Here is a 24,248-nt window from a genome sequence, read left to right as displayed (position 1 = left end):
AGGTCGATTTTTTCGGGTTTATGAGTTCTATAAATTGGAAACAGCAATAAAAAAGGATTGGCCCTGGGATCCGGACTAATCCTTCTATGTCAGCTTAATAATCTGGCAATACTTTCAGACGTGCGGGCAATATTCTCATGGCCTTGTACCAGTAAGGTATCTATGTCCGCTGCTCCAGGAGCGATTCCAAAGATGGCGTCGAAGCCTTCATTGTACAGTGCCTCGATATCTTTCCCCACAGATCCTGCCAGGGCGATCACTTTCATATCGCTTCTGACACTTTTCGCTGCTTGGGCAACCCCATATGGCGCTTTGCCGAATTTGGTCTGAGAATCAATGCTGCCTTCTCCGGTGATGCAGTAATCTGCCTGTTCGAGTTTTTCTTTGAGCTTCGTATACTCAATAACGATTTCGATTCCCTTCTTCATTGTAGCATTGGTAAAAGCAAGCAATCCGCCTCCCAGGCCGCCTGCGCCTCCCGCACCTGGAACATCCGCAATGTCGACTCCAAGGTGTTGTTTAATTACCCTGCTGTAATGCCTCAAATGGCTATCCAGCGCTTTAACCATGTCGGGGGTTGCTCCCTTTTGAGGACCAAAAACAGCCGTTGCTCCACGTTCTCCGCACAATGGATTGGTTACATCCGATGCTACCAGGATCTTCACCTCTTGTAACTGCGGCATTGCACCGCTGGAATCAATCATATCCAGTTCACCTAAGAACCCTCCGCCCAGCGCCAGTTCATTCCCGGCTCTATCGAGAAATTTATACCCCAAGGCTTTAGCCATTCCAGCGCCGCCGTCATTCGTAGCGCTTCCGCCTATACCTAAGATGATGTCTTTAATGCCCCTATCAATGCAGTCCCTTATCAATTCTCCCGTTCCAAGGGTGGTAGTAATTAACGGATTCTTGGTTTCCTTGGTTACAAGATGAATGCCACTGGCAGATGCCATTTCAATAACACCTGTCTTACCGTCTCCCAGAATTCCGTACTTCGCCAGTACAGGCGTACCGAGTGGGCCGGTGACTACTTGTTCAATCAGTGTTCCACCTGTAGCGTCGACTAATGATTGAACAGTGCCTTCTCCGCCATCAGCCATAGGTACATGAATACATTCCGCATCCGGCATTGCTCTTTTAATGCCTACTTCCATAGCTTCGCATACTTCTTTTGCCGTCATGCTTTCTTTATAGGAATCTGGCGCTAACAAAAAAACTTTGCCCATATTTATGCTTCTCCATTTCTTTAATAAGATAGATCCGAACGGAAGGTCCACTTACCTGAATTGGTTTTCATTATATGGGCCATATGAGGTTAAAACAATGGATATTCAAATTTGTTATTGGAAAATTCCTGTTACAGCGGCAGTGGTTCAGAGATCTGCTCCGCGAGTTTCAACTGCACCAGTTGCCCGGCATGGGTCAACCCCGCCCCGAACCCATACATCAAAATACGGTCACCATTGTGCACCTGTCCACTTCGGACACCCAAATCCAAAGCAAGCGGAATGGAAGCTGCCGAGGTATTTCCGAAATTCACGAGACTGTACAGCACCTTCTCCATCGGATAGTTTATTTTCTCGCAGATTGGCTCAATCATCCGGAGATTAGCGCTATGCGGAATGAACCAGTCCACCTGTTCCAGAGGAACCCCTGCTTGCCCCAATAACTCATTAACCCCTTGAGGTACCGTTCTGACCGCCCAGCGGAAGACTTCTCTTCCATTCTGCACGAGCTTTTGTGAATCAATGAGATCCGCTCCGTTAACACTGCGGGAAAGTCCCGTACGGTACACATGATGTGCCCCTCCCCCGTCACTTCCCAGATGATAACCGAGAAAGCCTGTACTCTGCTCGTCCTGCTCAACAAGTACAGCACCCGCACCATCTCCGAACAGGATGCAGGTACTGCGGTCCGTGTAATCTGTAATCTTCGAAAGGGTATCTGCGCCGATCACCAGCACCTTGCGGTGCAGCCCCGAAGCAACATAGCAGTGCGCGGTATGCAGACCGTATACAAACCCCGCACAAGCTGCGCTTAAATCCATGGTTCCAGCTGTTCGGGGAATTTGCAGTTGTTCCTGGATAATGGAAGCTACCGAAGGGAATGAGAAATCCGGAGTGCTGGTCGCCACAATGATCATGTCTACATCTTCAACGCTTGTGCCATAACGCTCCATCATATTACGTACGGCGGCAACACATAAGTCACTGGTGAACTCATCTTCGCGGCTGATTCTGCGTTCGCGGATTCCCGTGCGCTGCACAATCCATTCATCATTAGTGTCAACCATGGACTCCAGATCCGTATTCGTCAGTCTGCGGGAAGGGACATAGGAGCCAATGGCTGTAATTTGGGCACCTGCCATGTTCTTCATCCTCTCAACTAGTATCTGATATTAGTACTTGGTACTAATATAGCAGATCGCTTAGTTTGATACAACCCGGTAACACTATCAGGGGCTTAGGCTAAAGAACTGAATTTCTCCTAACTCACGCAAAAAAGCCATGCAGGATCAGCTATCCCGCATGACTTCTTTTAAGTTCATTCCACGAATAATCCCGTATAACCATCCTAATTCCAGCAGTAAGTCCCCACCGTCTTCGCTGGAAGTTCCGCCAAACATTGTTTCCCCTGAGACAGCAACCGAAACTTCTGCGATGATTCGGTCTGGTTAATGACAACAACAGCAATACTGGCATCGGAATTCTTAAAGGCCACGCTAGTTACTGTATCTGTAGATCCGTAGGTGCTGCCGATTCTAACCGCGCCTTTTTGCACAAAACGGCTGAATTGGCCTAAGATGTTGTATTCCGGCGTGAGCCAGTACCGGTCATTCCCGTCAGCATCCCGAATAAACAGGGTGGGTCCCGGAGTACCCGGCCATTGGTGGATCCCAATATTGCTGTCCAGCATCGTAACCCAGCCGCTATAGCTGGAGGCATAATTCCGGAAATAACGGACCAGCCTCTCCGCCCCCCCGGTTCCCCAGAGCGATCTTTCCGTTAAATAGATCGGTTTGTCCGGATAGGCTGAGTGCAGCTCGCTCATAACCTCCGGTTCCCCGTCATAATCATGAAGGGCAATCCCACTCACTGCAGCCGACGCCTCATCATCATTCATCACTCCAGCCACATACGCTAGCGCATCACTGAAATTGTGATCAAAAATCCAGATTTCCGTATCCAGCCCATGCTCCTGAAATTCTTGTTTCAATGCTATGGCGAGTTCCTGCTGCCGCTCCGGAGGCATATAGCAGCTTGGATAATCGGCTTCAAACAGGGGTTCATTCTGCAGGGTCATGGCATGAATCGGAATATTCTGCTCCCTGTAAGCTTGGATCGCCAACCGATAATACTTCGCCAGTGCGGCTGTGTATTCAGCCCCTTCTTTCAATCTTCCTTTCTTCAAGTGGCCCCCCGTCTTCATCCAGGCGGGCGGACTCCAAGGTGAGGCGAATATGAGGGTATCCGGAGCAGCGACCAATAGACGATGAATCGTGTCGATAATCGAAAGGTCGATATCTTTTTGGATAGAGAAATGCTTCATCTCAAAGTCCGTTTCGCCTTCTTCTATATCATCGTACGTATAAAATGGCTGTGCCGTGAAATCCGAAGTCCCCAAGGTAATCCGAAACATTCCGCAGCCGATGCCCTTCTCTCTGTGCGTCAGTTGCTCAAGAATAGCACTTCGCGCTGCTCCACCTAGCTTGGACAGATTGTTGACCGTTGTCTCCTCTAACGAGGTACCGATCCCCAGAATCTCTTGATACTCAGAGTCTGGTTCTACGATAAGGGTAGGAATCTCTACGGCTTCAGGTACGCCCCAGTTGATATCCGGCTGTCTGCTTAACTGGTATTCGGGGATCAGCGGACCCTCTGCTCCTTTAAACCATATACCGTCACCAGGCGCAGATTCCGAGCTCAACCATACCCTCACGGCTCTCGAAGATTCTTGTGCACTACTCATGATGGTTCATCTCCTTCACGATTCTCTTGATCTGCTCTAATGATCACAAGAAAGCGGCGAAATATCGCCGCTCCCCTGTAACTGTATGTTACTTAATACCTTTTTCATCAAAATACTTATTAGCTTCGCCCTGTACATAAGCCAGCAGCTTCTCTACGCCCGCTGCTTTCAGCTTCTCGCGGTACGTCTTCAGCGAACCATCCACATCTGCAGTGAGACCCAGCATCAACGGCTTGCCGTATTGTTCGAACACCTGATTCACAGCAGCCAGCTCGGTTTTGACCGGCTCATAATCCAGATAGATCGGCCCGAAAATATCCTGTTTGCTGATCGGCTTGAACTCTTCCTTCAGCGCATCAAGACCGTCCCAGCCGCCTTTCTCCTTCTTCATATTACCTTCATAACGCCAGCCCCAGCTCGCAATGTCATAACGCGGAGTTACATTTAAATCTACGCCTGGTGCAGGAATGACAATCGTCTTATCATCTTCACCTTTTGCCCAGTGCGTGCCCTCGATACCGTAAGTCATAAGATTGAAATAGGCCGGATCATTACGCAGCTTGTCGAGCACCATGAGCGAACGCTCCGGATTAGCCGCGCTTTTCGGAATCGCCATACCATTGGCAATCGGCAGTGTAGGAATTACATAGTTGTGGAAGCGGGTGAACGGGAAGTACCCGATATCCATCTTCAGCCCTTTGGATTTCACTTCATTGATAAAGCCGCCGGCGCTGGAAGGGTTACGCCAGTAAATCGCACCTTGTCCGGTCTTGATGAAATCTCCTGCTTCCTGCTTGGAGGAGAGGGAGTTTTTGTTCCAATAGCCCTTCTCTTCCCACTCTTTCATCTTCTTCACCCATGCTTCATATTCATCCGTGAACGGGATGATTTGAATATCGCGTGGGTTCTCATAAGAGGTAGCGCCAATGACGTCTCCGGTGATCATTTGGAAGTCGTTCCAGAAACGGAACAAGCGGTTGACGTTCTCATAAGCAGCGCCGTTAATCGGCGTTACGTTTTTCTTCGTTTTCACAGCGTCCAGATAGGCTTCGATGGAGTTCAAGTCCGTGAATTCCGGCAAGCCAAACTCTTTCAGCCAGTCTTGACGGTACACAAAGCCGTCAGGTGTATACTCCGGATTGGTATTCGGAACTGCGTAGATACCATCCTTGACGGTTACTGACTCCCAGTCCTGTTTCGGTACATTACCCCAAGTTACCGGAGCATAAGTTGGCAGCAAATCCTTCAGATCGAGGAACGCGCCCTGCTTCGACAACTTATAGAAATCCGCCCAGTTGGAAGCGAAGATCATATCGATTTTCTCACCGGAAGTCAGCAGCAGATTATACTTTGTCAACCAGTCATTCCAGGTAGTGAACTTCAGATCGATCGTTGTATTCAGGTCTTTCTCCAGCATTTTGTTCCATTCCGCTACGATTTTATCCTGATCCTTGTGCGCGTCACCAACCAGATACCAGGTCAGCTTCACCTTTTTCAATTCTTCCTTGCTTGCATCGCCTTGATTGGCTGCCGCAGGCTCTGAGGCTTTAACGCCTTCGTTCGCGGACTCTCCGTTGTTGTTATTTCCGCCACCGCAGCCTGCCACCAGCGAGATCAATAAGGACAGCAGAAGCACCAGCGTCAATCGTTGTGTTGCCTTTCTCACATTAACTCCCCCTAAAAGTTTTGTTGGGATAATCTTCCATGATGTACTTCGGCAAAACTCGCTTCGGAAGCTTTGCAGAAACTGCGAAAAACAGTTGGACCTTCAGGCGCTATGGCTTGAAATTCAAAAACAAAGGCGGACACTATCGCTCCTGCGGTTCCAACTTTTCTCTCCGTTTCCGTTTCACTCCATCTTTCTTTTGTACTACAGACAGGCACCCCTTAACTCCTCAAACTCGAAATACTATGTCAGCCGGTCACCCGGTACTAACCTTTCACAGCTCCAACCGTAAGTCCTTTGACAAAATACCGCTGCACGAACGGATAGAGAAGAATTACTGGTCCCGTGGCAACCACGGCAACGGCCATTTTCAGCGTCTCGGTAGGCGGGACGATATTGGCGGCGAGATAAGATCCGTTGTTGGTCTGCAGAACGGCGGCGCTGGACAAAATTTTGTACAGCAGGAACTGCAGCGGGAATTTCTCATCCGAGGTAATGAACATGTTGGCGTTGAACCAGTCGTTCCAATACCCCAGTGCGAGAAACAGCCCAATCGTTGCTAGACCCGGTGTGGAGAGCGGCAGGATCAGCTTGCGGTAGATTTTAAAATCCCCGGCGCCGTCGATCTTAGCGGACTCCACAATCGATTCTGGAATCGATTTCATAAAGCTTCGCATCAGGATGATATTCCATGCACTGAGCAGGGGCGGAAGAATAAGAGCCCAATAGCTGTCTTTCAGCCCCAAGTGTTTGGTCATCATGATGTACCAGGGAATCAGACCGCCGCTGAACAGGGTGGTGAAGTAGATGAAGAACGAAATACTGTTTCGGTAAGCAAAATCCTTACGTGAGAGCACATAGCCAGCCATGGAGGTCAGAAACAGTCCCAGCAGCGAACCCGCTACAGTTACTCCAATCGTTACACCATAAGCGCGGTAGATCTGCTCCGGTGTACTGAACACCGACTTGTAGGCTTCAAATGACACGGTACTCGGGAATAGCTTGAATCCCTCTGAGATGATCTCCAGCTCATCCGTAAATGACCCGGCGACAATTAGCCAGAACGGAATCAGACAGATTAAGGATATTAGCGTCAGCAGAGTATAGCCGATGATATTGAAGATAATGGTTTCCTTGTCTTTTTTGATCTTGCTGTTTGTCCTGATGCTGCGTACAGCCGTCAGCGTCTCCGCTTCCGTACTCATGAGTTGATCCCTCCTTTAGAACAAGGCGTATTCTTCACGCGTTTTCTTGATAATGTAGTTCACAAGCATGATCAGCACGAAACCGAAGAAGGACTGATACAGACCGGCCGCTGTTCCCATACCGATATCGAAGTTGACGGTCAATGAACGGAATACATAAGTATCAATGATGTCCGTAACGTCGTAGAGCATGCCGTTGTTGCCGATAATCTGGTAAAAGAGATCAAACTGCCCTTTTAAAATGCCTCCCAGACTGAACAGGATCAGCAGAATAAAGGTTGGCATCAGCAGCGGCAGTGTGATACGCCGGATTTGTTGAAAGATGGTCGCTCCATCGATCTTTGCTGCCTCGTAATATTCGTCACTAATACTCATAATGGCGGCCAAGTAGATCACCGTTCCATATCCGATGCCTTTCCAGATGTTAAAGAAGACGATAATGTACTTCCAAGGTGCCGTTTGAAGATAGAAATCATAAGGCTGCATGCCCAGCTGCTTCAGCACAGTGTTAATGACACCGAAATCAGAGAACAGGTTGAACACAAACGCACCTACCAGCACCCATGATAGAAAATAGGGCAGAAACATCAGCGATTGTGCTGTTTTCTTAAACCACTTGCTGGCTAGCTGTGCCAGGAAGATTGCGCAGATAATCTGCATCATGTTGCCGAGAAGAATAAATGCAAAGTTGTACAGCACCGTGTTTTTGGTCAAGTTCCATAATACGCCTGACTTAAATAGAAACTCGAAATTCTTAAACCCGATGAACTCACTTCCGAATAGCCCGCCGTCGAAGTCGAACCTGGTAAATGCGTAATATACGCCAACCATCGGAATGTAGCTAAAAATGATAAAGAACAGCAGTGTAGGGGCTATCATCAGAAACAATACCTTATTCCGATTCAGCTCCCGAAGAAACCCGCCTTTTCCAGACATGAACGTATGACCCCCTCTAGCCTTTATTTCATGTGTCCGCCGCCTTGACTTTATGGCTTCCGGCCACAACTTCACAGTAAAGGAACCCGGGGAATACGGGCAACTAATCATACCCGATATGACTCACTTTTCACCTAAAACCGGCACTAAGCTTTTGCGAACTCACTCCTTTTTTGCGATACAGCCCAGTAGTATCAAGGGTTTCAAGCGTTCATTCTGAACAAGAGAAGGGCCAGGGAGGTTCCCTGACCCTTCATGAAGATGAAGCAGAGCATTCCTGGAGCTTAATACTCAGCCCGGAATTTAATTCTCATCCCCTAATTATTTCTCATCCCTGCATGGCATTGTGGTTGTCGTCATTACTCTGCCGGACTCTGCTGTACTTGCGGTACTCCGCCGGCGTCACGCCGTTATGCTTCTTGAAGGCCTTAAAGAAATAGGGATTGTTCGCAAATCCTGCCCGCTCCGCAATATCTCCAAGAGGATCATCGGTTTCTGCCAGGAGCTCACGGACCTTATTCATCCGCACCTCCTGGATGTATCCCAGAATGGTCTGAAAGGTATGCTGTTTAAAGACTCTGCCGATATAGGCGGCCGACATCCCGAGTTCATCCGCGAGCATTTCGAGCGAAAGGTTCAGGTCGGCGTAACGTTCGTCGATCATTTTTTTGATCTTGCCGGGCAGATCATCCTGCCTGTTCTTACGGCGTTCATCCATATGCTTCTCCAGAATATCGAATAGGACCATATACCGCTGCGTGAACTCTGTCAGGGTCTCCACCTGGGTATGCATGTAGAGCTGAAGGGACGGAACGGCAAGATCCTCCGAGGCCGGAGAATGCTGCCGGATGGTTCCGATCGCATTCTGCAGGGCGAAGGTAAGGTGAGAGATGGCAAGCTGATAAGAGATATAAGAGTAATGGGCCGTATCCCCGATGATCTCGTTAAACAGCCGCTTCACCTCAGGGATTCGCCCCAGCATGAGTTCATCAACCAGCTGTTTCTCTTTGTGGAGAGGATATTCATAAGGTTTGGCTTTATTGGCTTCTACGGTTTCCGCCTCAATGTAGCAGCCCGGACCACTGAACACACGGCTGAATGAGGCTTCAACTGCCTGCTGGCAGAGGGCGTGAACCGACGGAATTCCTTCCCCGTTCAGACTGGAGGAGATCGTAACGGACAACTTCAAATAATGGGAGACTGCATCCTGAATCAGCCCAGCATAATACCGGCAGACCTCGCCTGCAGCTTCTCCGTTCTCGGTGATCTGAAGAATAATCGCTCCACGGTCTTCGCCCAGATCCGCAGCAGCCGCGGATTGTCCGTCTTTGGTTAACAGCTCCTGGGCAATATTCAGCATACCGTAACGCAGCAGCTTGCGGTCTTCGCTCTTGTATTGATCAATAAGCGAGCGGTAATCATCGATGGTAATCAGGAGAACACGAAAGACTCCTTCAGGGTCGAGCCGGATCCCGTACCGCATGAACATGGCTTTTGCCCGCTCCGCATCACTGTGCGCTTCCCCGACCAGCAAGCCCCTAAGATATTCCGAACGCATATACTGCAGACTTTCACGCTGCTCCGATTCCAGATTGCCCAGCAGGGAGAGCTTCTTGTTCAGCCCGGAGAACAGCTTCCGGGAGCCGAGATATGAAAGCGCCAGACCAGCAAGCAGGATGGAACCTGCAATGACAAAGGTTTTATACCGCATGTTGTCAATTCGTTCGCTGATCAGTGAATAAGGGACGATACGGATATACCGCCACCCTAAATAATCCGGTTCACTGTAGGTAACCAACGATTTAATGCCATCGATGCCGGTGGAGAAGTAACCTGAGGACTGTCCGTTCCGCAAAATGCGGTCGATATAGGGAGTCCCTTTCAGATCGGTCAGCATCGGAATAGTCCAGCTGTTCGACACCAGGCGGCCGTCCCCGTCGATCAGGAACGTATTGGCAGGATCATTCGCCAGCGATCCGTCAATATGTTTGTGGAGCTGCGTTTCTTTTATATTCACAATGACTGCATTCCTAGAGGCGCTTTTCGTAAGGGTATCATATAGAAGAAAAGTGTAGGTATCCCGTTCCTTTTCGGCAATATTGCCGGCAAGACCTTCAATGCGAAGCTTGCGGGGAATGGGCATGAGTGTTTCATAATCGTCAATATGCTTCAGCATCGTCTTCATTTCCTGATCATAGAATTCAGACTCGCTGAACACGGAAGGCACACTCATGTCCGTACTGACATAGAAGGTCTGTGCTTCCGCGTTGTAGACGTAGATGGAATCTATAAAAGGAGAGGTCTCCCGGTAATTGGTCAGTTGCTTAATCGCGTTAGTAACATCCAGCACACTGGCATCACGGAAATTCAGCAGATTCGCGACCGTCTGGTCACTGTGAATTTGCTTGGCAAAGGTAGCAGCCGTCACGGCCATTACGGAGGCTTCCTGTGTGGTCTGTTCCAGGCTGTCCATCGTCTGTTCATAGGATTGATTCAGCGCAATGCGCTCAAAATTCAAATACAGGAATCCGGACAGAATTGAAATCGTAAGAAAAATGGTAATTGTCATAACGGAAAAAAACTTCCCATAATACCTATTCTCTTTTCCGTGCAACAATTTACGCATCATACTATTCCTCCTTTCCCGACGATCCTTTGATTACAAGTCTGGACTGAAGCATTATGAGCTGCTGACCAGCGCGGATATTGCCATTCATCTGATCGATCAGTTTATCCGCGAGCAGGGCACCCATCGTATACAGCGGCTGCTCCACAGAACTAATCTTCGGCTCAACGTAATTCGTGATCCGGATATTATCCACACCGACAACTGCCATCTGCTCCGGGATAGGAATCTGAAGTTCAGCGCAGGCCTTGTACACACCCAGTGCCATTTCATCGTTGGCAGCAAAGACAGCTGTGAACTCCGTCCCTCCGCTCCACAGCCGGTTGAATGCTTCATAACCCCCCTGCTCATTAAAATCCCCGTTGTCCGTCAGCTCGGGGAGAAATGGCAGACCGGCCTCAGCCAATCCCTGCTTATATCCTTCGAACCGTTCATTGCTGTCAATCGAATCGGCATATCCGCTAAGAAAAGCAATCCGCTGGTGACCCTGCGTTACCAGATGCTGCACAACCTCCCGCCCGATCCGCTTGTTATCCGTAAAAGAGCACGGAATCGAAGGATGTTCTGTCTTTTGCCCGATCAGCCCAATGACGTAATCCGCATCTGCAGTGGCTACAATCTCCTTATCACTCAGAAGCGTCGTTACCAGAATTAATCCGTCGACCGTCCGGTTCTGCAGCAGGGACAGGAATTCCAGCTCCTTCTCCTTCTCGTTCTGGGAATCACAGATCAGAATTTTGTATCCGAGCCCGTTCGCTGTATTCTCGATCCCTTTAATAATCTCGGCATTATACGAGACGCCGATATCAGTAACCACAACCCCCAAGGTCAGCGTCTTCCGTGAACGAAGCTGCTTGCCCATCGCATTCGGTGTGTAATTCATCTCGCGGATGACCTGCAGCACCTTCTCCTGCGTCTTCCCGGTGACAAGCGGACTTCCGTTAAGTACCCTGGACACGGTCGCAGGTGATACTCCCGCTCTCCTGGCAACATCGATAATTTTACTGTCATTCATTATGATCACGCTTTCATTAGTTAATAATTGTATTATAAAGTTCTTTGAAATCGATTTCAATGATAAAAAAAGAAAGAGACAGCAACATGAGGAATAAAGCTGCTGTCTTCTTTCCGTGATCCTTATTCGGTTAGCATTTTTTTATACATTTTAATCACGCTTGTATGCAGCCCTTCATGATACAGATTGAAGCTGAGGAATTGTTCCGGTGTCTCCATGGTCATTCCTCCCGAAGTGGTATACGGCGGCATATGTTCCTGCATACGGTCTCCGAGCTGCTCGCGAATCCGTATCTGCTGCTCCGCAAGCAAGCCTTCCAGCTCCGGCAAGGTCGGAAGTGCCAGGGACTCCGGCGCCGTCAGCGGTGAGGTTCCATTCTCAAAGAGCTCCTTAAATCCTTCGGGCAGATGAAGCGGCAGGCCGATAAACTGAAACGAGAACCGTTCACATACGACATAAATATGACCAAGCTGCCAGCGCAGTGAATTCCGGTATCCCGCAGGAATCAGGTCCGCCATCTCTTCCGTTACGCCTTGCATCGCCTGGGAAATCCTCATCCTCACAAAAGCTAATTGCCTGAATAAATAATGTTCCATGAACCTAATCCTCTCCCTCGCCGAATTAAATATTGATATTAACCGTGCGCCCGGATAAAAAAGAAACAACCGCCGCTTCGGCTTCATCCAGATTATTGACGTTCAACGTAATCTTCTCTGTATCCTCATATTGGCAGGATGTATGGTCATATTTAGGATCATAGTAATGCTCCAGCAGAAGTGCCACAGCTTGTGCAAAAGAGTCAGCCTGCAGACTACGCTCAATCTCTGCCGCGATCGGAACATGGATCCGGGACTTGATGCTATGGAACGCTGTAATATACTGTTCCTTGAATTCATCTGGCCGGTAATCCTCCAGAATCTGCCGGACTCTGGCCTCCAGCGGCATTTCGATCCGGATCTGAATCCCGGCTTGCTTCTCATTGGCCAGAAATTGCGGCATAACCACCTTGCCGATCTTCTTACTCTCCGCTTCAAAGAGTATGTAAGGCGACTCCTTAAGGGTAAGCAGCTCCTCTAAAAGAAGGCTGTCGAACGTCTTCTGATTATTCGGGCGAAGTCCGATTTGTCCAAATATGGATCCCCGGTGCCCCGCCAAGTTCTCCAGGTCGAGAACAGGATAGCCCTTCAACTTCAACCGGTGCAGCAGAGTGGTCTTGCCTGTTCCCGTGTTCCCGTGAATCACAATGGGCTTCGGGTTGAAATCATATGTCTCCAGTTCTTCGAGCACCCATTTCCGGTAGGCTTTATAACCTCCGGTCAGGCGGTAGACATGAATATCCATAAGGGCTAACACGGTCGCCGTCGTACGGCTGCGCATGCCTCCGCGCCAGCAGAACACCACTTTATCTCCCTTAATGGCATCAAACTCTTTAATGAACGCCGGCAGCTTGGCCGATACAATCTCCAGCCCCCGCTCCTTAGCGGCCTGGATGCTGGACTGTTTGTATAGGGTACCGACTTCTGCCCGTTCCTGGTCATTGAACAGCGGTATATTCAGACTTCCCGGAACAGTAGCATCCTCATATTCAGAGGGCGAACGGACATCAATGACAGTGATCTGCTTTCTGTTCTTCAGCGCTCTTAATTCTTCCAATGATATATCCTGAAACACGTTTTCTCTCTCCTCTGTGTAGCAGCTGGCAACAGCACGCACCCTTGGCAGAGACTGCTGTTTACTGTGCCGCTATAACCTTGATCTGACCGGGATGCTCATCCGTTACTTCGCCAATCAACGCCGCTTCTACTCCGGCGTCTATCAGTTCCTTCAGCAGCTGTCCGCTTTGCTCGGAAGCTACAGAGATCAGCAGACCTCCTGAAGTTACGGCATCACATAGAATGTAGCGGCTGATTTGGTCCATCTCCTCAGGATACAGGATACTTCCTTCCAGATGGGCGAAATTATTCTTGGTTCCACCTGGAACGAAGCCTTGTTCCGCCAGTTCTCTGACTCTCGGCAGCATAGGTACGGCACCCTGGTCGATCACCAGTCCCTTGTTGCTGCCTTTAGCCATTTCCGAGGCATGGCCGAGCAGTCCGAAGCCGGTAACATCCGTACAGGAATGCACTTCATAGGGCTCCATGATTTCCGCAGCCGTTTTATTTAATGTAGACATGACCGAGGTCAACCGTGCGGTTTCTTCCGGTGAAAGCTGGTCTTTCTTAATCGAGGTGGTTAGAATGCCGACCCCGATGGGTTTCGTCAGGATCAGCTTGTCTCCGGTGCGAGCAGAGGCATTGGTTCTCACCTTATCCGGATGAACGAGCCCTGTAACGGCGAGGCCGAATTTCGGCTCCTTATCATCGATGGAATGCCCGCCGACCAGCGTAGCACCCGCTTCCTTCACTTTATCACCCGCTCCGCGCAGAATATCCGCGAGGATGCTTTTATCCAGAATCGATATAGGAAAAGCCACAATATTAAGCACCGTAAGCGGCTTGCCGCCCATCGCATAGATGTCGCTCAAGGCATTTGCAGCGGCAATCTGTCCGAAGGAATAGGGATCATCCACGATTGGAGTGAAGAAATCGACGGTTTGTACCAGCGCAAGCTCGTCACTTAAGCGGTAGACGCCCGCATCATCGCTCGTATCGAGCCCCACAAGCAGATCCGGATTGGGAACCGCCGGCGGAAGGCTGCGGATCACCTCCATCAGATCGGCGGGTCCGATTTTGCAGCCGCAGCCGCCTTTGGAAGATAAAGAAGTCAATTTTATAGGTGCAGCTTGTGACATGATGGCACAGCTCCTTCAAAATAAATTAACAGCCTATTTAATCTTACACGAATGATCTTCGAACTACAAAACCGATCCCACATACTTTCTACACATTTAGTCCCTATACTAATCCCTGTGAGTTATTACATTTATGGGGGAATTATTTCAATGAACATGACGCATTACATGGGTCTGCTCGCAGACAACCAGCCATGGAATCTGATTATTTTTATGGCTATTCCTGTGATCTTTGCTGAGACGATTACGGTAACGGAGTTCTTCATTTTGTTTAACAGAAACTTTAAAGGCGGCCTCAGAACCTTCAACAAGATCTGCAGTATCCTGGCCGGATTTTATTTTACCGGAATATTCGTATACCTCTTCTCGACTGCCTTCATTCCACTAACAGCTAATGGCGAATGGCATACTTGGGTGGATGTTGTAGCTGTTAGTTTCTACTTAAGCGGTGTATTGTTCCTTCTGCCTCTTGCCCTTCTTGAACTGGGTCTTATCGGCCGCAAAAAGACCGAAGAAGAGAAGATGAAGCTGCACTTCCTGTTCGTCAGCGGATTCCTCGTTGTCGCCCACATCGCGATGATCTTCGGTATGGTTAACCCTGAGATCATTGGCGGCATGGCTGGCATGAAGATGTAATCTTCAAGAAATGAAAGAGCATCCCCTTAGCCGTTTGGCTGGCGGGATGCTCTTTTTTTTGCCACGAGGAAGAAAGAATAAAGGGCCCTTGCGTTCATTACGCAGGAGCCCCTTTACTACCACTTTATTCTTTAGACTTCCGCCCGGACCGGAGCCATTTCAGCAGCAGAACGATGGACACGGCTATGACGAACCCACAGAGGATGAATTTCTTCACATAACCTCCGAATTGAAACAATGTATCACTCCGGAAAGAGACTGCCGAAAGGGTCATACACATGACTCCCATTCCCATCAGCAGCAGCACCATCAGCCATTCGATCTTTTTCATCCTGGTTCCTCTCCGTTCACCGGCTGCAGCATAAACCGGAGTTCTACCCGTGTCCCTGCCCCCGTCTTGCTTGTAATTTCAATCGTTCCGCCCTGCAGTTCAACCAGCTTTTTAACAATGGAAAGCCCCAGGCCGGTGCCGCCAAACTGGCGCGAACGTGATTTCTCTACCCTGTAGAACCTTTCAAAAATATAAGGCAGCTCATCCTCGGGAATTCCGATTCCCGTATCTTCTACAATGACAGCGGCTGATCTCGAATCGAAGAGCAGTTGGAGTTGGATGCTGCCCTTTTCTGTATATCGAAGGGCATTCTCCAGCACATTGAGCACAACTTGTTCCATTCTTTTACCATCGGCATGAATTGGCACGGGTGTTCCTGACTGCGTAAGGGAGAGGTTCAAGCCTTTCTCCCGGGCCTTCAGCCCGACTTTATCAACCGCCTGTTCCGCCAGCTCTGTCAGACTGATCCACTCCAGATGGAGTGAAATTCTGCCTTCCTCCATTTTAGCCAGATCGAATACATCATCGACCAGGTGCTGAAGCCGTACCGCCTCCTGATAAATGATATCGAGGTAACGGTCCTTCTCTTCCTCGGTCTCATACATATGCTCCTTCACCACCTTGGAGTAGCCCTCCAGATAAGTGATAGGTGTGCGTAGCTCATGCGATATATTGGAGAACAGTTCCTGCCGGGTATCCCGGTAGCGCTGAAGGTCAACCGCAAGGTCATTGATGGCTCCGGCCAAGCTGCCGATCTCATCTCTGCTACTGATATCCAGTCTTGTCTCCAGTTCCCCGGCGGCAATCTTACGCGTTGCCTTCTGCATTTGCAGCAGGGGACGTGAGAGAAGCTGCGCAATCACCCAAGTGATGCCCAAGGCCAGCAAAAAAGCGCCTATCCCGGAGAGGATCAGCAGATTGCGCACAGAAGCCAGCGATTGTTCCATTTGTTCCGTGGAGGACATAACGTAGAGTGCCGAGGTTATCGTAGTTCCGTCAACGATGGGCTGTCCAGAAATCCAGTAGCTGTGCCCTGCCGGGTCCTCATACAATAGGCTGATTTTTTTCCCGGAAAAGATGCGGTTGAGATCACCAGCACGGATAAATCCCCGGTCACCCGACTCGTGAACTCCGGAATGCATGAGAACGGTTCCGTCCTCCCGGAGATTAAAGATACTGACATTCGAGAATTCTGCAAATGTCATCATCGTATGCTCGGAAGCAGAATCAGCGGCGTTCGCCATCATCGAGAAGTGCTCCGCAATCTCTTCGGTCTCCCGGTGCATTTCAGCCGTATAAAAGTTCGTGAACATCCGGTCGATGGCAAATCCCAGGAACAGCAGGACGACCAGGAATGAGGTGATGATGACAACACCAAGCTTGAAGCCGATCCGGTTATTTTTCATGCGGAATCCCCGTTTGCCGAGAATTTATAACCCACGCCCCATACGGTTTGAATCGGATTGTAGCTCATGCCTGCCTTTTGCATCTTCTCACGGAGATTCTTAATATGGGTATCCACGACCCGGGTTTCCCCTTCATAATCAAGCCCCCACAACCGCTCCACGAGCTCCTCCCGCGTAAAAGCCCGCTGCTTATTCTGGGCCAGTATCACCAGCAGATCGAACTCCTTCGGGGTAAAATCGACTATCGTCTCCTGAATCCGCACCTCCCGGGCATCCGGGTAAATAAGTACTTGCGGAAATTCCATCACCCATTGCTGGGGCTGCGAGACCTGCACAATGGAAGATCTCCGGATTAACGAGTAGATTCTCGCAAGCAGTTCTTCCGGTTCAAACGGCTTCGTCAAGTAATCATCGGCACCGATGCCCAGTCCCCGAATCTTGTCCTTCGTTTCAGAGCGCGCCGTCAGCATGAGGATCGGCACGGTCGCCGTCTCCCGGACCGCCTTGCAGACCTGCCAGCCATCCATATCCGGCATCATGACATCCAGCAGGATAATATCAAAGGTATATTTGTTAATCATGTCCATGGCTTCATGGCCCGTGGCGGCTTCCCTGATGTCAAATCCTTCTTTCATCAGGTAGATGCGCAGCAGGTTTCTCATGTTCCATTCATCATCGACGATCAGCACCTGAAGCTTCGACATATGTCACCTACTTTAATATTGTATATTTTATAAGATTGCTTAAAAACTTGGGGCTGGTTCATCCCGTAACTGCGGTGAATGTTTGGACTTTCGGCCGCTGTTGTCTCCAGATTTCTTGATTGAACCGCTTTCCGCGGTTGAAATCCGGAGACAAAGGCGAACGCTTCGCTCCTACAGCTCCAAAAATTCCCCTTCGTTACTCCCACCAGCCACTTATTTCCTTTAAGAATCCATCTTATATTATCTTTATTATCATAATCGGTAGAATTCAAAAATGCCGCAAACTTTTGCTCACGGCATTTCAAAACGACTTTAAGACTTCAAGACTTCAAGACTTCAAGAATTCTAGAGTTCAAGAGTTCAAAAATTTAAGCCAGAACTTAACTCTTAATTCTTCAAGCTCTGAATCTCTTGTCTCATCAGCTCATTTTGCATTTTTAGGGCGTGCAGCTCGTCCTGAACATCCTTCATCGAAGGCTGATTATTGGAACGATGCGCGCCGTGCGAATGGGAACCCTTCATGCCAAACATCATAAAGATCATCATTAACGGACACGCCAGTGTAAGCAGCCAAGACCAATTCATAAGGTGCCTCCTGAGGAAATGGATTTAATACCTTCATTGTACGAGCTGTTTGTGTAGAAAATATGTTGAAGTGCTGCGGAATCAAAGTTTTAATGCCCGGAGTGTGGGTTCCCGCCGGAAGCAGGGGATATCTCCAGCATATCGTCAATTTCACTTTGTGTTGCGGACGAGATAGATTTACTGTCGCCAGTCAACCAGGCGTGGTTATAAGGACCTTCTGCGGGCGATTTATCGAATTTCGGCTGGAGTGTCATCAGATATTCCATTACGGCACTTGGCATACCGTCCTTCTTTGTGAAGATCAGCGGAGCGTGTTTACCCAGATGGCTGAAAGGTGCCGCGGCAATGGCCAGCATCGTGGAATCTTCCGTCAGGAACGAGAAGTTATGACCTGGCGTCGTGATCCCCCAGCCGAACTCATTGCCGGCATCTTTAAATTTGGCAAAAGCGATCGAATTCTCATACGGATCATCACCCGAGATCCGGGTTACCGTACCGTAGGCTTTCAGTTCTTCTTCGACTTTGGCGGATACGGCCGCTTTCGGGCCAAGGACGTAAATGGTTGCTTTTCCGCCACGTTCATTTAATACTTCGATGGTCGGAGCCGGGATCTCGTTCTTTTTTACATACAGCAGCGGTTCCGGCATATGGGCAATCCAGTTCACTGCAGGCAGCGTATATTCCGGGCTGTCCATCGACCCGACAATAACGGCCTGTGGCAGCTCTCCAGCCGCCTTCGCATAGTAGGCATCAATCGCTTGAGCGACGGCGGCCGGTTCGTCCCCTGCTATTTTATCTATTTTCATATCCAGCGATTGCAATTGCTCTTCCACTCCTGCACTCACGGGTCCGACAATAACGATCTGCACTCCATTATTACCCTCGGCACCGAGCGGATTCAGCCGTTTCAGCTCATGCAGAGTTGATTGCGAAACCGCATCCTTGTCAAAAAAGAGCACCGGCCCATTGCTGGGATGATGGATCAAATCCGTACTCGCCGCAGCAATCTGCCAGTTGCTTACATCCGTCAGCACCACGCTCGACGGCCGGTTACTTTTCGTCTCAGCGGTCCACAGCGTTCGTGATACAAGTACAGCAGCCTCTACAGGATCGGATGTATTAATCCGTGTTGTATTTTTAGTGCCGATCCACGGCATGGATACACTGCTATTGGTGCTCACATTTGTGCTCACTTCAGCATTCTTATCTCCGGCTTGGCATCCGGCCAGTACGGTACCCAGAACCAGCGTGAGACTTCCCATCAATAGAAACTTTCTCATCCGATTACCTCCAATTTGTAATATCTAATTTTTATTTAAGCTTATTTTACCCAATAAATGTGTGGAAACTATGTAGATGAAGGAGGAAATGACAATGATTGAAGGTGATCGATAATTCCAAAATTCGCCTTGTATTTTATCGTGCGGCATCGTATATTATATATGAACAGTTGCTCATATGTTAATGTAAAGGAGATTTTTTATGAAAAAGCATCCGCATACAAATCACGAACATGACCACGATCATACCCATCCACACAACCACGAACATAATCAGGAGCAAGAGCATCATCACAGCCAGGCGCACCCTTCTTCCAACCATGATCATACTCATGACCATGCACATGGTCCCGGCCATCATCACGGCCCTAACAATAAAGTGGGACTTCTGATCGCTTTTATTATTACGACCGGCATTATGCTGCTGGAGTTCTTTGGGGGGCTGCTCACCGGAAGTCTGGCCTTATTATCCGATTCCGGGCATATGCTTAGCGATTCCGCAGCTCTTGCACTGAGCCTGGTGGCTATGTGGTTTGCAGCGAAACCCGCTTCACCTGGCAAGACGTACGGTTTTCTCCGGTTTGAGATTTTAGCTGCACTGCTGAATGGCGTCACCTTGTTTGTCATTGCGGGGTTTATTATTTGGGAAGCTTGGCAGCGTTTCTTCGAACCTCCTGTTGTGCAGAGCGGCTCGATGATGCTGATCGCTTTTATCGGACTGATCGCCAATCTGCTCAGCGCCTGGTTCCTGATGCGCAAAGGTGATGTCAAAGACAACATTAACATGCGAAGCGCCTACCTCCACGTTCTGAGTGATGCGCTGGGTTCCGTGGGTGCGATTATTGCCGGACTGCTCATGCTGCTGTTCTCCTGGTATGTGGCTGACCCGATCATTAGTGTTATTGTGGCTCTGCTTATTCTAAAAAGCGCTTGGGGTGTCATACGCTGGGCAGTTCATATTCTTATGGAAGGCACACCGCTCTCTGTGGATATCAGCCAAGTGAAAGATGTGCTCCTGCATATAGAGGGAGTAAAAGACGTGCATGACCTGCACATCTGGACGGTAACTTCGGGGAAGGATTCATTGACCTGTCATTTGGTCGTTAATGAGTACAAGGACAGCCAGGAAATCCTGCAAACAGCAATCCGGGAGATCAAAGAACGCTTTAATATTTCACATATTACGATCCAAATCGAAACGGCTGATTTTGAGCATACGACATGCGACTGAACCACACATTCGGAGGTGTTACGGCATGAAATCATTTATGGATTGGTATCTTCCGATTTACAGCTTCTGCTTCATTTTCTTTGCGATCATTCTCAGAAGCTGGCTGCAATACAAAAAGACCGGCATTCATCCGGTCACCTTCCAGCGCAATTCCGATTCCGTACATGATTATGTCGGATATTGGTTCAAGATCGTTATCGCACTCCTATTTGCACATGTGCTGCTCCAACATTTTTTGCCGCTGCCAAAGATTTCTCTGTTCGATAACACGGTTTCACAGTGCCTTGGCGTCTTCCTCACCTTGGGCTCACTCCTCCTTATTCTCTGGGCGCAAAAAACCATGGGCAATGCATGGCGAATCGGAATTGATAAGGAGCATGCTACGGGCTTGGTCAGCAAAGGCCCTTTTCAATGGAGCCGTAATCCGATATTCCTCGGCATGCTGACTTCCTCGTTTGGAATAGCACTGATTGTGCCGACCTATCTCATGTGGTCTCTGTTCACTCTGACCTGGCTCCTGATCAACATTCAGGTACGGCTCGAGGAACAATATCTGCAAGAGCTCCATCAGGAGTTTTATTCTGCTTATAAATCAGCCACAGGCCGTTTCCTGCCGAAATTGTAACCATCATTCAATACTTACGGTTTCCCGCTTCCGCAGCAGCAAGCTCTTGGGGAAAAATATCCTCCGGTGGAACCATCCTCTTCGGAAGCGTTCGTCCCGCAATAATCTCTTTTGTCGCCTGCATCAGTAGGGGCCCAAGAAGAGGATTACATTCCACCACCGCATTGATGGTCCCCTCAATCATCTGCTCGAAGGCGCGGCGGGTGCCATCGACAGAGATAATAATAATATCTGTTCCCGGTTTTAAGCCTGCTTCCTCAATAGCTTCCACTGCTCCGATAGCCATATCGTCATTATGCGCATATAGGACATGAGGCCACTGGTCCTTCGGTAGCTTCAAGAATTCCCTCATAACGGCCCGGCCCTTAGCTTTGGTGAAATCTGCGGGGTGGCTTTGGGTGATCCTGAAATTCGTATTATCCTTGATCGCATCTCTAAAACCCCGCCCCCGGTCAATGGACGGCGTAGACCCCACCGTACCCTGGAGCTCAGCTATGCGAATCTCTCCGGTATGATGACGCATTTTATCCAGCATGTACTTAGCCGCCTTCACCCCCTCCTCATAGAAATCGGAGCCGATGAAGGTTACATACAGCGAGCTGTCTTCGACATTTACGGAACGATCCAGAATAATTACCGGTATTCCCGCCTGCTTAATTTCCTGAAGAATAGGCTCCCAGCCAGTCTGCACTACTGGCGCGATTGCAATAATATCCACGTTGCTGCGGATGAAGGAGCGGATGGCGTCGAACTGTTTCTTCTGTGACTGCTCCGCATTCTTCATCACCAGCGTGATTCCGGCCTCTTCGGCTGCCTCCACAATGGAGGCAGTGTTCGCTTCCCGCCATGTGCTCTCTGAGCCGAGCTGGGAGAACCCGAGTACAATGGGTTTGGCTGCAGAAACATCGACAGGCTCACCCGTAGGGAGGACGGTTACGGCTGCCGGTTCAGCAGGCGCGAACGAAACCGTGGTATTGCCTGTAGCGCCACCCGTACAGCCGGACAGGACCAGAAGTATACAAACCAGACACCATTTTGCCAGCTTCACCTTAATCCCTCCTCTGCATGGAAGCGTCTACATAAATATAAGAAGAAACGGCTGCTCCGTCCTTACAGGGACGGTACCCGTTTCTCGTAAAAAAACAAGGACAAAGCATAATTTGAAGCTTATACTTTCTTGTATTTCGTTTAAACATTGGAAAACAACCGAAATTGTCTTCCAATGTTTAAAGTAACAAACTATGGCTTAATTGTCGATTGTCTTGCACTTAGGACTCGCTGAAGCAGAATAAATACAAACAGCAGGAGGCCAATGACGATCTTCGTCCACCAGGAGCTGAGGGTCCCTTCGAAGCTGATAATCGTTTGGATGACACCTTGAATCAATACGCCAAAAAAGGTTCCAACGACATAGCCTACGCCTCCGGTGAGCAGCGTACCGCCGATCACGACAGCTGCGATCGTATCAAGCTCAAAGCCAACTGCGTGAAGCCCATACCCTGAAAGCATGTAGAACGTAAACACGACTCCAGCGAGGGCAGAACAGAATCCGCTTAACGTATATACGATTATCTTGGTGCGGGCAACCGGAAGACCCATAAGGAGAGCAGACTGCTCACTGCCCCCAAGAGCGTACACATTTCGCCCGAATCGGGTATAGTGGGCTATAAATATAGCAATGGCAACCACAATCAAGGCAATAATAGCGCTAATGGAGATAAAACTTCCTCCAGGCAGCGGAATTTTCGTCTGGGCGACTGCCGTGTAAAAGGCGTTATCGATCGTAATTGTATTAATACTGATTACATAGCAGAGGCCCCGGGCCAGGAACATTCCTGCCAGCGTTACGATGAACGGCTGTATTTTGAAATAATGAATGATGGCCCCCATCCCGCTGCCGAAGGCTGCACCCATAAGAAGTACGAGAGGAATGACGACAGCCGGCGGCCAGCCCTGCTGCTGAACGAGACTGGCGGAGACCATCGTAGACAGCGCAATGAGCGACCCCACGGACAAATCAATGCCTCCGGACAGAATCACAAAGGACATGCCCACCGCCGTGATCAGCAGAAATGCATTATCCACAAGCAGATTCATCAGCACCTGCAGGGAGAAGAATCCGGTATACCGGAAAGAACCGGCTGCGAACATGGCGAGAAACAGCCCGACGGTCACGACGATCGGGATAAATTTTCGGTTAAGAGACATGGCGGGTAATCTCCTTCTCTCCGGGATAATGCCGTGTCTTCCAGCGGGTTGCGATGGTGGAGCGGAAGGTATCGGACTGGATCAGGCAGACCGCAAGGACGACAAAAGCCTTGACGACCAACGTAATTTCCGGCGGCACTCCGATCATGTAGATGGTGGTGGTCAGCGTCTGAATAATCAGCGCTCCGATCACCGTACCTGACAGGTAAAAGCGGCCCCCGTTCAGAGATGTCCCCCCGATGACAACGGCCAAGATAGCGTCAAGCTCGTACCAGAGCCCCGAATTATTGCCGTCGGCGCTGGATACATTGGAGCTGAGCAGAAGACCGGCAATCCCGGCGCATAAGCCGCAGAAGACATACACGCACAGAATGACCCCACTGGACCGGATGCCCGTCATCTGGCTGGCTGTCGGGTTGCAGCCGACCGATTCAATGAACAATCCGAGCGCTGTTTTTCTCGTCAGCAGCAATGCAATAATGAGCACCGCCGCTACAATGAAAATGGAGAACGGCAGCGTCGCAAGAGAACCCGATCCGATATATGAATATTTGGTGCTGGTTACCGTAATAATCTGACCTCCGGTGACCAATTGGGCAATCCCACGCCCTGCGACCATAAGAATAAGCGTGGCAATAATGGGTTGGATTCCGGCACCTGATACAAGCAATCCGTTCCAAGCTCCCAGCACCAAAGACAATCCTACAGCTAAAAGTATAGATACCAGGACAAGTCCCAAAGCATTTTGATCCGTCCCTTTACTGATGCTTAAACAGGCCACCGCTCCGGAGATCGCAACGATGGAGCCAACCGACAGATCAATACCTTTTGTAGCTACCACTAGTGTCATTCCAATCGCCACCAGGATAAGCGGAGCACCGAAGTTAAGAATATCGATCAGACTTCCGTACAAATGCCCGTCATGCATCGTTACCGAGAAGAAATCCGGAGAATAGATCAAATTGAACAGCATTAACCCAGCCAGAACGCATAGCGGCCAGAACAGATGATGCTTATATACTTTATTCATAGGA

The 24,248-nt window shown here is 49.4% G+C and carries 22 protein-coding genes; 3 read left to right on the top strand and 19 right to left on the bottom strand.

The features are described from left to right. Nucleotides 1-89: 89 nt before the first annotated feature. From ACAN55_RS15665 to selD, 11 genes are all read right to left on the bottom strand, one after another. The gene (locus tag ACAN55_RS15665; RefSeq protein ID WP_379134586.1) at nucleotides 90-1,226 is read right to left on the bottom strand and encodes a glycerate kinase family protein; all 1,137 of its coding nucleotides are present in this window, start codon (nucleotides 1,224-1,226) and stop codon (nucleotides 90-92) included. 131 nt (nucleotides 1,227-1,357) lie between these two features. Next, a complete protein-coding gene (locus tag ACAN55_RS15660) occupies nucleotides 1,358-2,368 on the bottom strand; it encodes a ketoacyl-ACP synthase III (RefSeq protein WP_379134583.1) in 1,011 nt (336 codons plus the stop codon). Between the two features lie 206 nt (nucleotides 2,369-2,574). Then, complete coding sequence (locus ACAN55_RS15655) at nucleotides 2,575-3,969, bottom strand: glycoside hydrolase family 30 protein (RefSeq protein WP_379134581.1); 1,395 nt, start codon at nucleotides 3,967-3,969, stop codon at nucleotides 2,575-2,577. An 88-nt stretch (nucleotides 3,970-4,057) separates the two neighbouring features. Beyond that, nucleotides 4,058-5,635: an extracellular solute-binding protein gene (locus ACAN55_RS15650; RefSeq protein ID WP_379134578.1), complete on the bottom strand. Its 1,578-nt coding sequence runs from the start codon at nucleotides 5,633-5,635 to the stop codon at nucleotides 4,058-4,060. A gap of 266 nt (nucleotides 5,636-5,901) precedes the next feature. Then, nucleotides 5,902-6,840 (bottom strand): carbohydrate ABC transporter permease, encoded by a 939-nt coding sequence (locus tag ACAN55_RS15645; RefSeq protein WP_379134575.1) that lies wholly within the window; start codon nucleotides 6,838-6,840, stop codon nucleotides 5,902-5,904. A gap of 15 nt (nucleotides 6,841-6,855) precedes the next feature. Continuing rightward, on the bottom strand, nucleotides 6,856-7,776 hold the full coding sequence (locus ACAN55_RS15640; RefSeq protein ID WP_379134573.1) for an ABC transporter permease: 921 nt from the start codon (nucleotides 7,774-7,776) through the stop codon (nucleotides 6,856-6,858). A gap of 328 nt (nucleotides 7,777-8,104) precedes the next feature. Next, the gene (locus ACAN55_RS15635; RefSeq protein ID WP_379134570.1) at nucleotides 8,105-10,345 is read right to left on the bottom strand and encodes a helix-turn-helix domain-containing protein; all 2,241 of its coding nucleotides are present in this window, start codon (nucleotides 10,343-10,345) and stop codon (nucleotides 8,105-8,107) included. A 61-nt stretch (nucleotides 10,346-10,406) separates the two neighbouring features. Continuing rightward, nucleotides 10,407-11,417, bottom strand: coding sequence for a LacI family DNA-binding transcriptional regulator (locus ACAN55_RS15630; RefSeq protein ID WP_379134568.1), 1,011 nt, complete (start codon nucleotides 11,415-11,417; stop codon nucleotides 10,407-10,409). Nucleotides 11,418-11,539: 122 nt separating this feature from the next. Beyond that, entirely contained in the window at nucleotides 11,540-12,013 is a 474-nt protein-coding gene (locus ACAN55_RS15625; RefSeq protein ID WP_379134566.1) for a DinB family protein, read from the bottom strand. Between the two features lie 25 nt (nucleotides 12,014-12,038). After that, on the bottom strand, nucleotides 12,039-13,088 hold the full coding sequence (mnmH, locus tag ACAN55_RS15620) for a tRNA 2-selenouridine(34) synthase MnmH (protein WP_379134563.1): 1,050 nt from the start codon (nucleotides 13,086-13,088) through the stop codon (nucleotides 12,039-12,041). 61 nt (nucleotides 13,089-13,149) lie between these two features. Beyond that, nucleotides 13,150-14,208, bottom strand: a complete 1,059-nt coding sequence (gene selD, locus ACAN55_RS15615) for a selenide, water dikinase SelD (protein WP_379134560.1) — start codon at nucleotides 14,206-14,208, stop codon at nucleotides 13,150-13,152. Nucleotides 14,209-14,358: 150 nt separating this feature from the next. On the opposite strand from selD, the gene ACAN55_RS15610 reads away from it, so the two are divergent. Then, on the top strand, nucleotides 14,359-14,844 hold the full coding sequence (locus tag ACAN55_RS15610; protein ID WP_379134557.1) for a DUF6803 family protein: 486 nt from the start codon (nucleotides 14,359-14,361) through the stop codon (nucleotides 14,842-14,844). A gap of 124 nt (nucleotides 14,845-14,968) precedes the next feature. Here the strand turns inward: ACAN55_RS15610 and ACAN55_RS15605 are convergent, their stop codons facing one another. The 5 genes from ACAN55_RS15605 to ACAN55_RS15585 form a co-directional block, all read right to left on the bottom strand. Next, nucleotides 14,969-15,175: a hypothetical protein gene (locus ACAN55_RS15605; RefSeq protein ID WP_379134553.1), complete on the bottom strand. Its 207-nt coding sequence runs from the start codon at nucleotides 15,173-15,175 to the stop codon at nucleotides 14,969-14,971. Then, nucleotides 15,172-16,581, bottom strand: coding sequence for a sensor histidine kinase (locus ACAN55_RS15600; RefSeq protein ID WP_379134550.1), 1,410 nt, complete (start codon nucleotides 16,579-16,581; stop codon nucleotides 15,172-15,174). Before ACAN55_RS15600 ends, ACAN55_RS15605 begins: the two co-directional genes overlap by 4 nt. After that, complete coding sequence (locus tag ACAN55_RS15595) at nucleotides 16,578-17,285, bottom strand: response regulator transcription factor (RefSeq protein WP_379134547.1); 708 nt, start codon at nucleotides 17,283-17,285, stop codon at nucleotides 16,578-16,580. Before ACAN55_RS15595 ends, ACAN55_RS15600 begins: the two co-directional genes overlap by 4 nt. A 387-nt stretch (nucleotides 17,286-17,672) precedes the next feature. After that, nucleotides 17,673-17,870: a DUF2933 domain-containing protein gene (locus tag ACAN55_RS15590; protein ID WP_379134545.1), complete on the bottom strand. Its 198-nt coding sequence runs from the start codon at nucleotides 17,868-17,870 to the stop codon at nucleotides 17,673-17,675. A gap of 89 nt (nucleotides 17,871-17,959) precedes the next feature. Further along, nucleotides 17,960-19,150: a cell wall-binding repeat-containing protein gene (locus ACAN55_RS15585; RefSeq protein WP_379134543.1), complete on the bottom strand. Its 1,191-nt coding sequence runs from the start codon at nucleotides 19,148-19,150 to the stop codon at nucleotides 17,960-17,962. Between the two features lie 202 nt (nucleotides 19,151-19,352). Here ACAN55_RS15585 and ACAN55_RS15580 point away from each other — a divergent pair, with 202 nt between their 5' ends. Both ACAN55_RS15580 and ACAN55_RS15575 read left to right on the top strand, forming a co-directional pair. Next, on the top strand, nucleotides 19,353-20,381 hold the full coding sequence (locus ACAN55_RS15580) for a cation diffusion facilitator family transporter (RefSeq protein ID WP_379134540.1): 1,029 nt from the start codon (nucleotides 19,353-19,355) through the stop codon (nucleotides 20,379-20,381). A gap of 25 nt (nucleotides 20,382-20,406) precedes the next feature. Further along, nucleotides 20,407-21,006, top strand: coding sequence for a methyltransferase family protein (locus tag ACAN55_RS15575; protein WP_379134537.1), 600 nt, complete (start codon nucleotides 20,407-20,409; stop codon nucleotides 21,004-21,006). Between the two features lie 7 nt (nucleotides 21,007-21,013). On the opposite strand, the gene ACAN55_RS15570 is transcribed toward ACAN55_RS15575, so the two are convergent. From ACAN55_RS15570 to ACAN55_RS15560, 3 genes are all read right to left on the bottom strand, one after another. Beyond that, nucleotides 21,014-22,054: an ABC transporter substrate-binding protein gene (locus tag ACAN55_RS15570; protein WP_379134533.1), complete on the bottom strand. Its 1,041-nt coding sequence runs from the start codon at nucleotides 22,052-22,054 to the stop codon at nucleotides 21,014-21,016. 191 nt (nucleotides 22,055-22,245) lie between these two features. Then, the gene (gene yjfF, locus ACAN55_RS15565) at nucleotides 22,246-23,214 is read right to left on the bottom strand and encodes a galactofuranose ABC transporter, permease protein YjfF (RefSeq protein ID WP_379134530.1); all 969 of its coding nucleotides are present in this window, start codon (nucleotides 23,212-23,214) and stop codon (nucleotides 22,246-22,248) included. Next, the gene (locus ACAN55_RS15560) at nucleotides 23,204-24,244 is read right to left on the bottom strand and encodes an ABC transporter permease (RefSeq protein ID WP_379134527.1); all 1,041 of its coding nucleotides are present in this window, start codon (nucleotides 24,242-24,244) and stop codon (nucleotides 23,204-23,206) included. Before ACAN55_RS15560 ends, yjfF begins: the two co-directional genes overlap by 11 nt. Nucleotides 24,245-24,248: the final 4 nt, after the last annotated feature.

This window comes from Paenibacillus oryziterrae, from assembly GCF_042610485.1.
Classification (GTDB): domain Bacteria; phylum Bacillota; class Bacilli; order Paenibacillales; family Paenibacillaceae; genus Paenibacillus_AQ.
The sequence above is the reverse complement of the archived record's forward strand: the minus strand, read 5'-3'. Positions and strand labels throughout refer to the sequence as shown.

What these genes read in the sequence shown, in the direction of transcription:
- ACAN55_RS15665 (WP_379134586.1), bottom strand. Translation starts at nt 1,226, where the DNA reads ATGGGCAAAGTTTTTTTGTTAGCGCCAGATTCCTATAAAGAAAGCATG.
- ACAN55_RS15660 (WP_379134583.1), bottom strand. Translation starts at nt 2,368, where the DNA reads ATGGCAGGTGCCCAAATTACAGCCATTGGCTCCTATGTCCCTTCCCGC.
- ACAN55_RS15655 (WP_379134581.1), bottom strand. Translation starts at nt 3,969, where the DNA reads ATGAGTAGTGCACAAGAATCTTCGAGAGCCGTGAGGGTATGGTTGAGC.
- ACAN55_RS15645 (WP_379134575.1), bottom strand. Translation starts at nt 6,840, where the DNA reads ATGAGTACGGAAGCGGAGACGCTGACGGCTGTACGCAGCATCAGGACA.
- ACAN55_RS15640 (WP_379134573.1), bottom strand. Translation starts at nt 7,776, where the DNA reads ATGTCTGGAAAAGGCGGGTTTCTTCGGGAGCTGAATCGGAATAAGGTA.
- ACAN55_RS15635 (WP_379134570.1), bottom strand. Translation starts at nt 10,345, where the DNA reads ATGACAATTACCATTTTTCTTACGATTTCAATTCTGTCCGGATTCCTG.
- ACAN55_RS15630 (WP_379134568.1), bottom strand. Translation starts at nt 11,417, where the DNA reads ATGAATGACAGTAAAATTATCGATGTTGCCAGGAGAGCGGGAGTATCA.
- ACAN55_RS15625 (WP_379134566.1), bottom strand. Translation starts at nt 12,013, where the DNA reads ATGGAACATTATTTATTCAGGCAATTAGCTTTTGTGAGGATGAGGATT.
- selD (WP_379134560.1), bottom strand. Translation starts at nt 14,208, where the DNA reads ATGTCACAAGCTGCACCTATAAAATTGACTTCTTTATCTTCCAAAGGC.
- ACAN55_RS15610 (WP_379134557.1), top strand. Translation starts at nt 14,359, where the DNA reads ATGAACATGACGCATTACATGGGTCTGCTCGCAGACAACCAGCCATGG.
- ACAN55_RS15605 (WP_379134553.1), bottom strand. Translation starts at nt 15,175, where the DNA reads ATGAAAAAGATCGAATGGCTGATGGTGCTGCTGCTGATGGGAATGGGA.
- ACAN55_RS15600 (WP_379134550.1), bottom strand. Translation starts at nt 16,581, where the DNA reads ATGAAAAATAACCGGATCGGCTTCAAGCTTGGTGTTGTCATCATCACC.
- ACAN55_RS15595 (WP_379134547.1), bottom strand. Translation starts at nt 17,285, where the DNA reads ATGTCGAAGCTTCAGGTGCTGATCGTCGATGATGAATGGAACATGAGA.
- ACAN55_RS15590 (WP_379134545.1), bottom strand. Translation starts at nt 17,870, where the DNA reads ATGAATTGGTCTTGGCTGCTTACACTGGCGTGTCCGTTAATGATGATC.
- ACAN55_RS15585 (WP_379134543.1), bottom strand. Translation starts at nt 19,150, where the DNA reads ATGAGAAAGTTTCTATTGATGGGAAGTCTCACGCTGGTTCTGGGTACC.
- ACAN55_RS15580 (WP_379134540.1), top strand. Translation starts at nt 19,353, where the DNA reads ATGAAAAAGCATCCGCATACAAATCACGAACATGACCACGATCATACC.
- ACAN55_RS15575 (WP_379134537.1), top strand. Translation starts at nt 20,407, where the DNA reads ATGAAATCATTTATGGATTGGTATCTTCCGATTTACAGCTTCTGCTTC.
- yjfF (WP_379134530.1), bottom strand. Translation starts at nt 23,214, where the DNA reads ATGTCTCTTAACCGAAAATTTATCCCGATCGTCGTGACCGTCGGGCTG.
- ACAN55_RS15560 (WP_379134527.1), bottom strand. Translation starts at nt 24,244, where the DNA reads ATGAATAAAGTATATAAGCATCATCTGTTCTGGCCGCTATGCGTTCTG.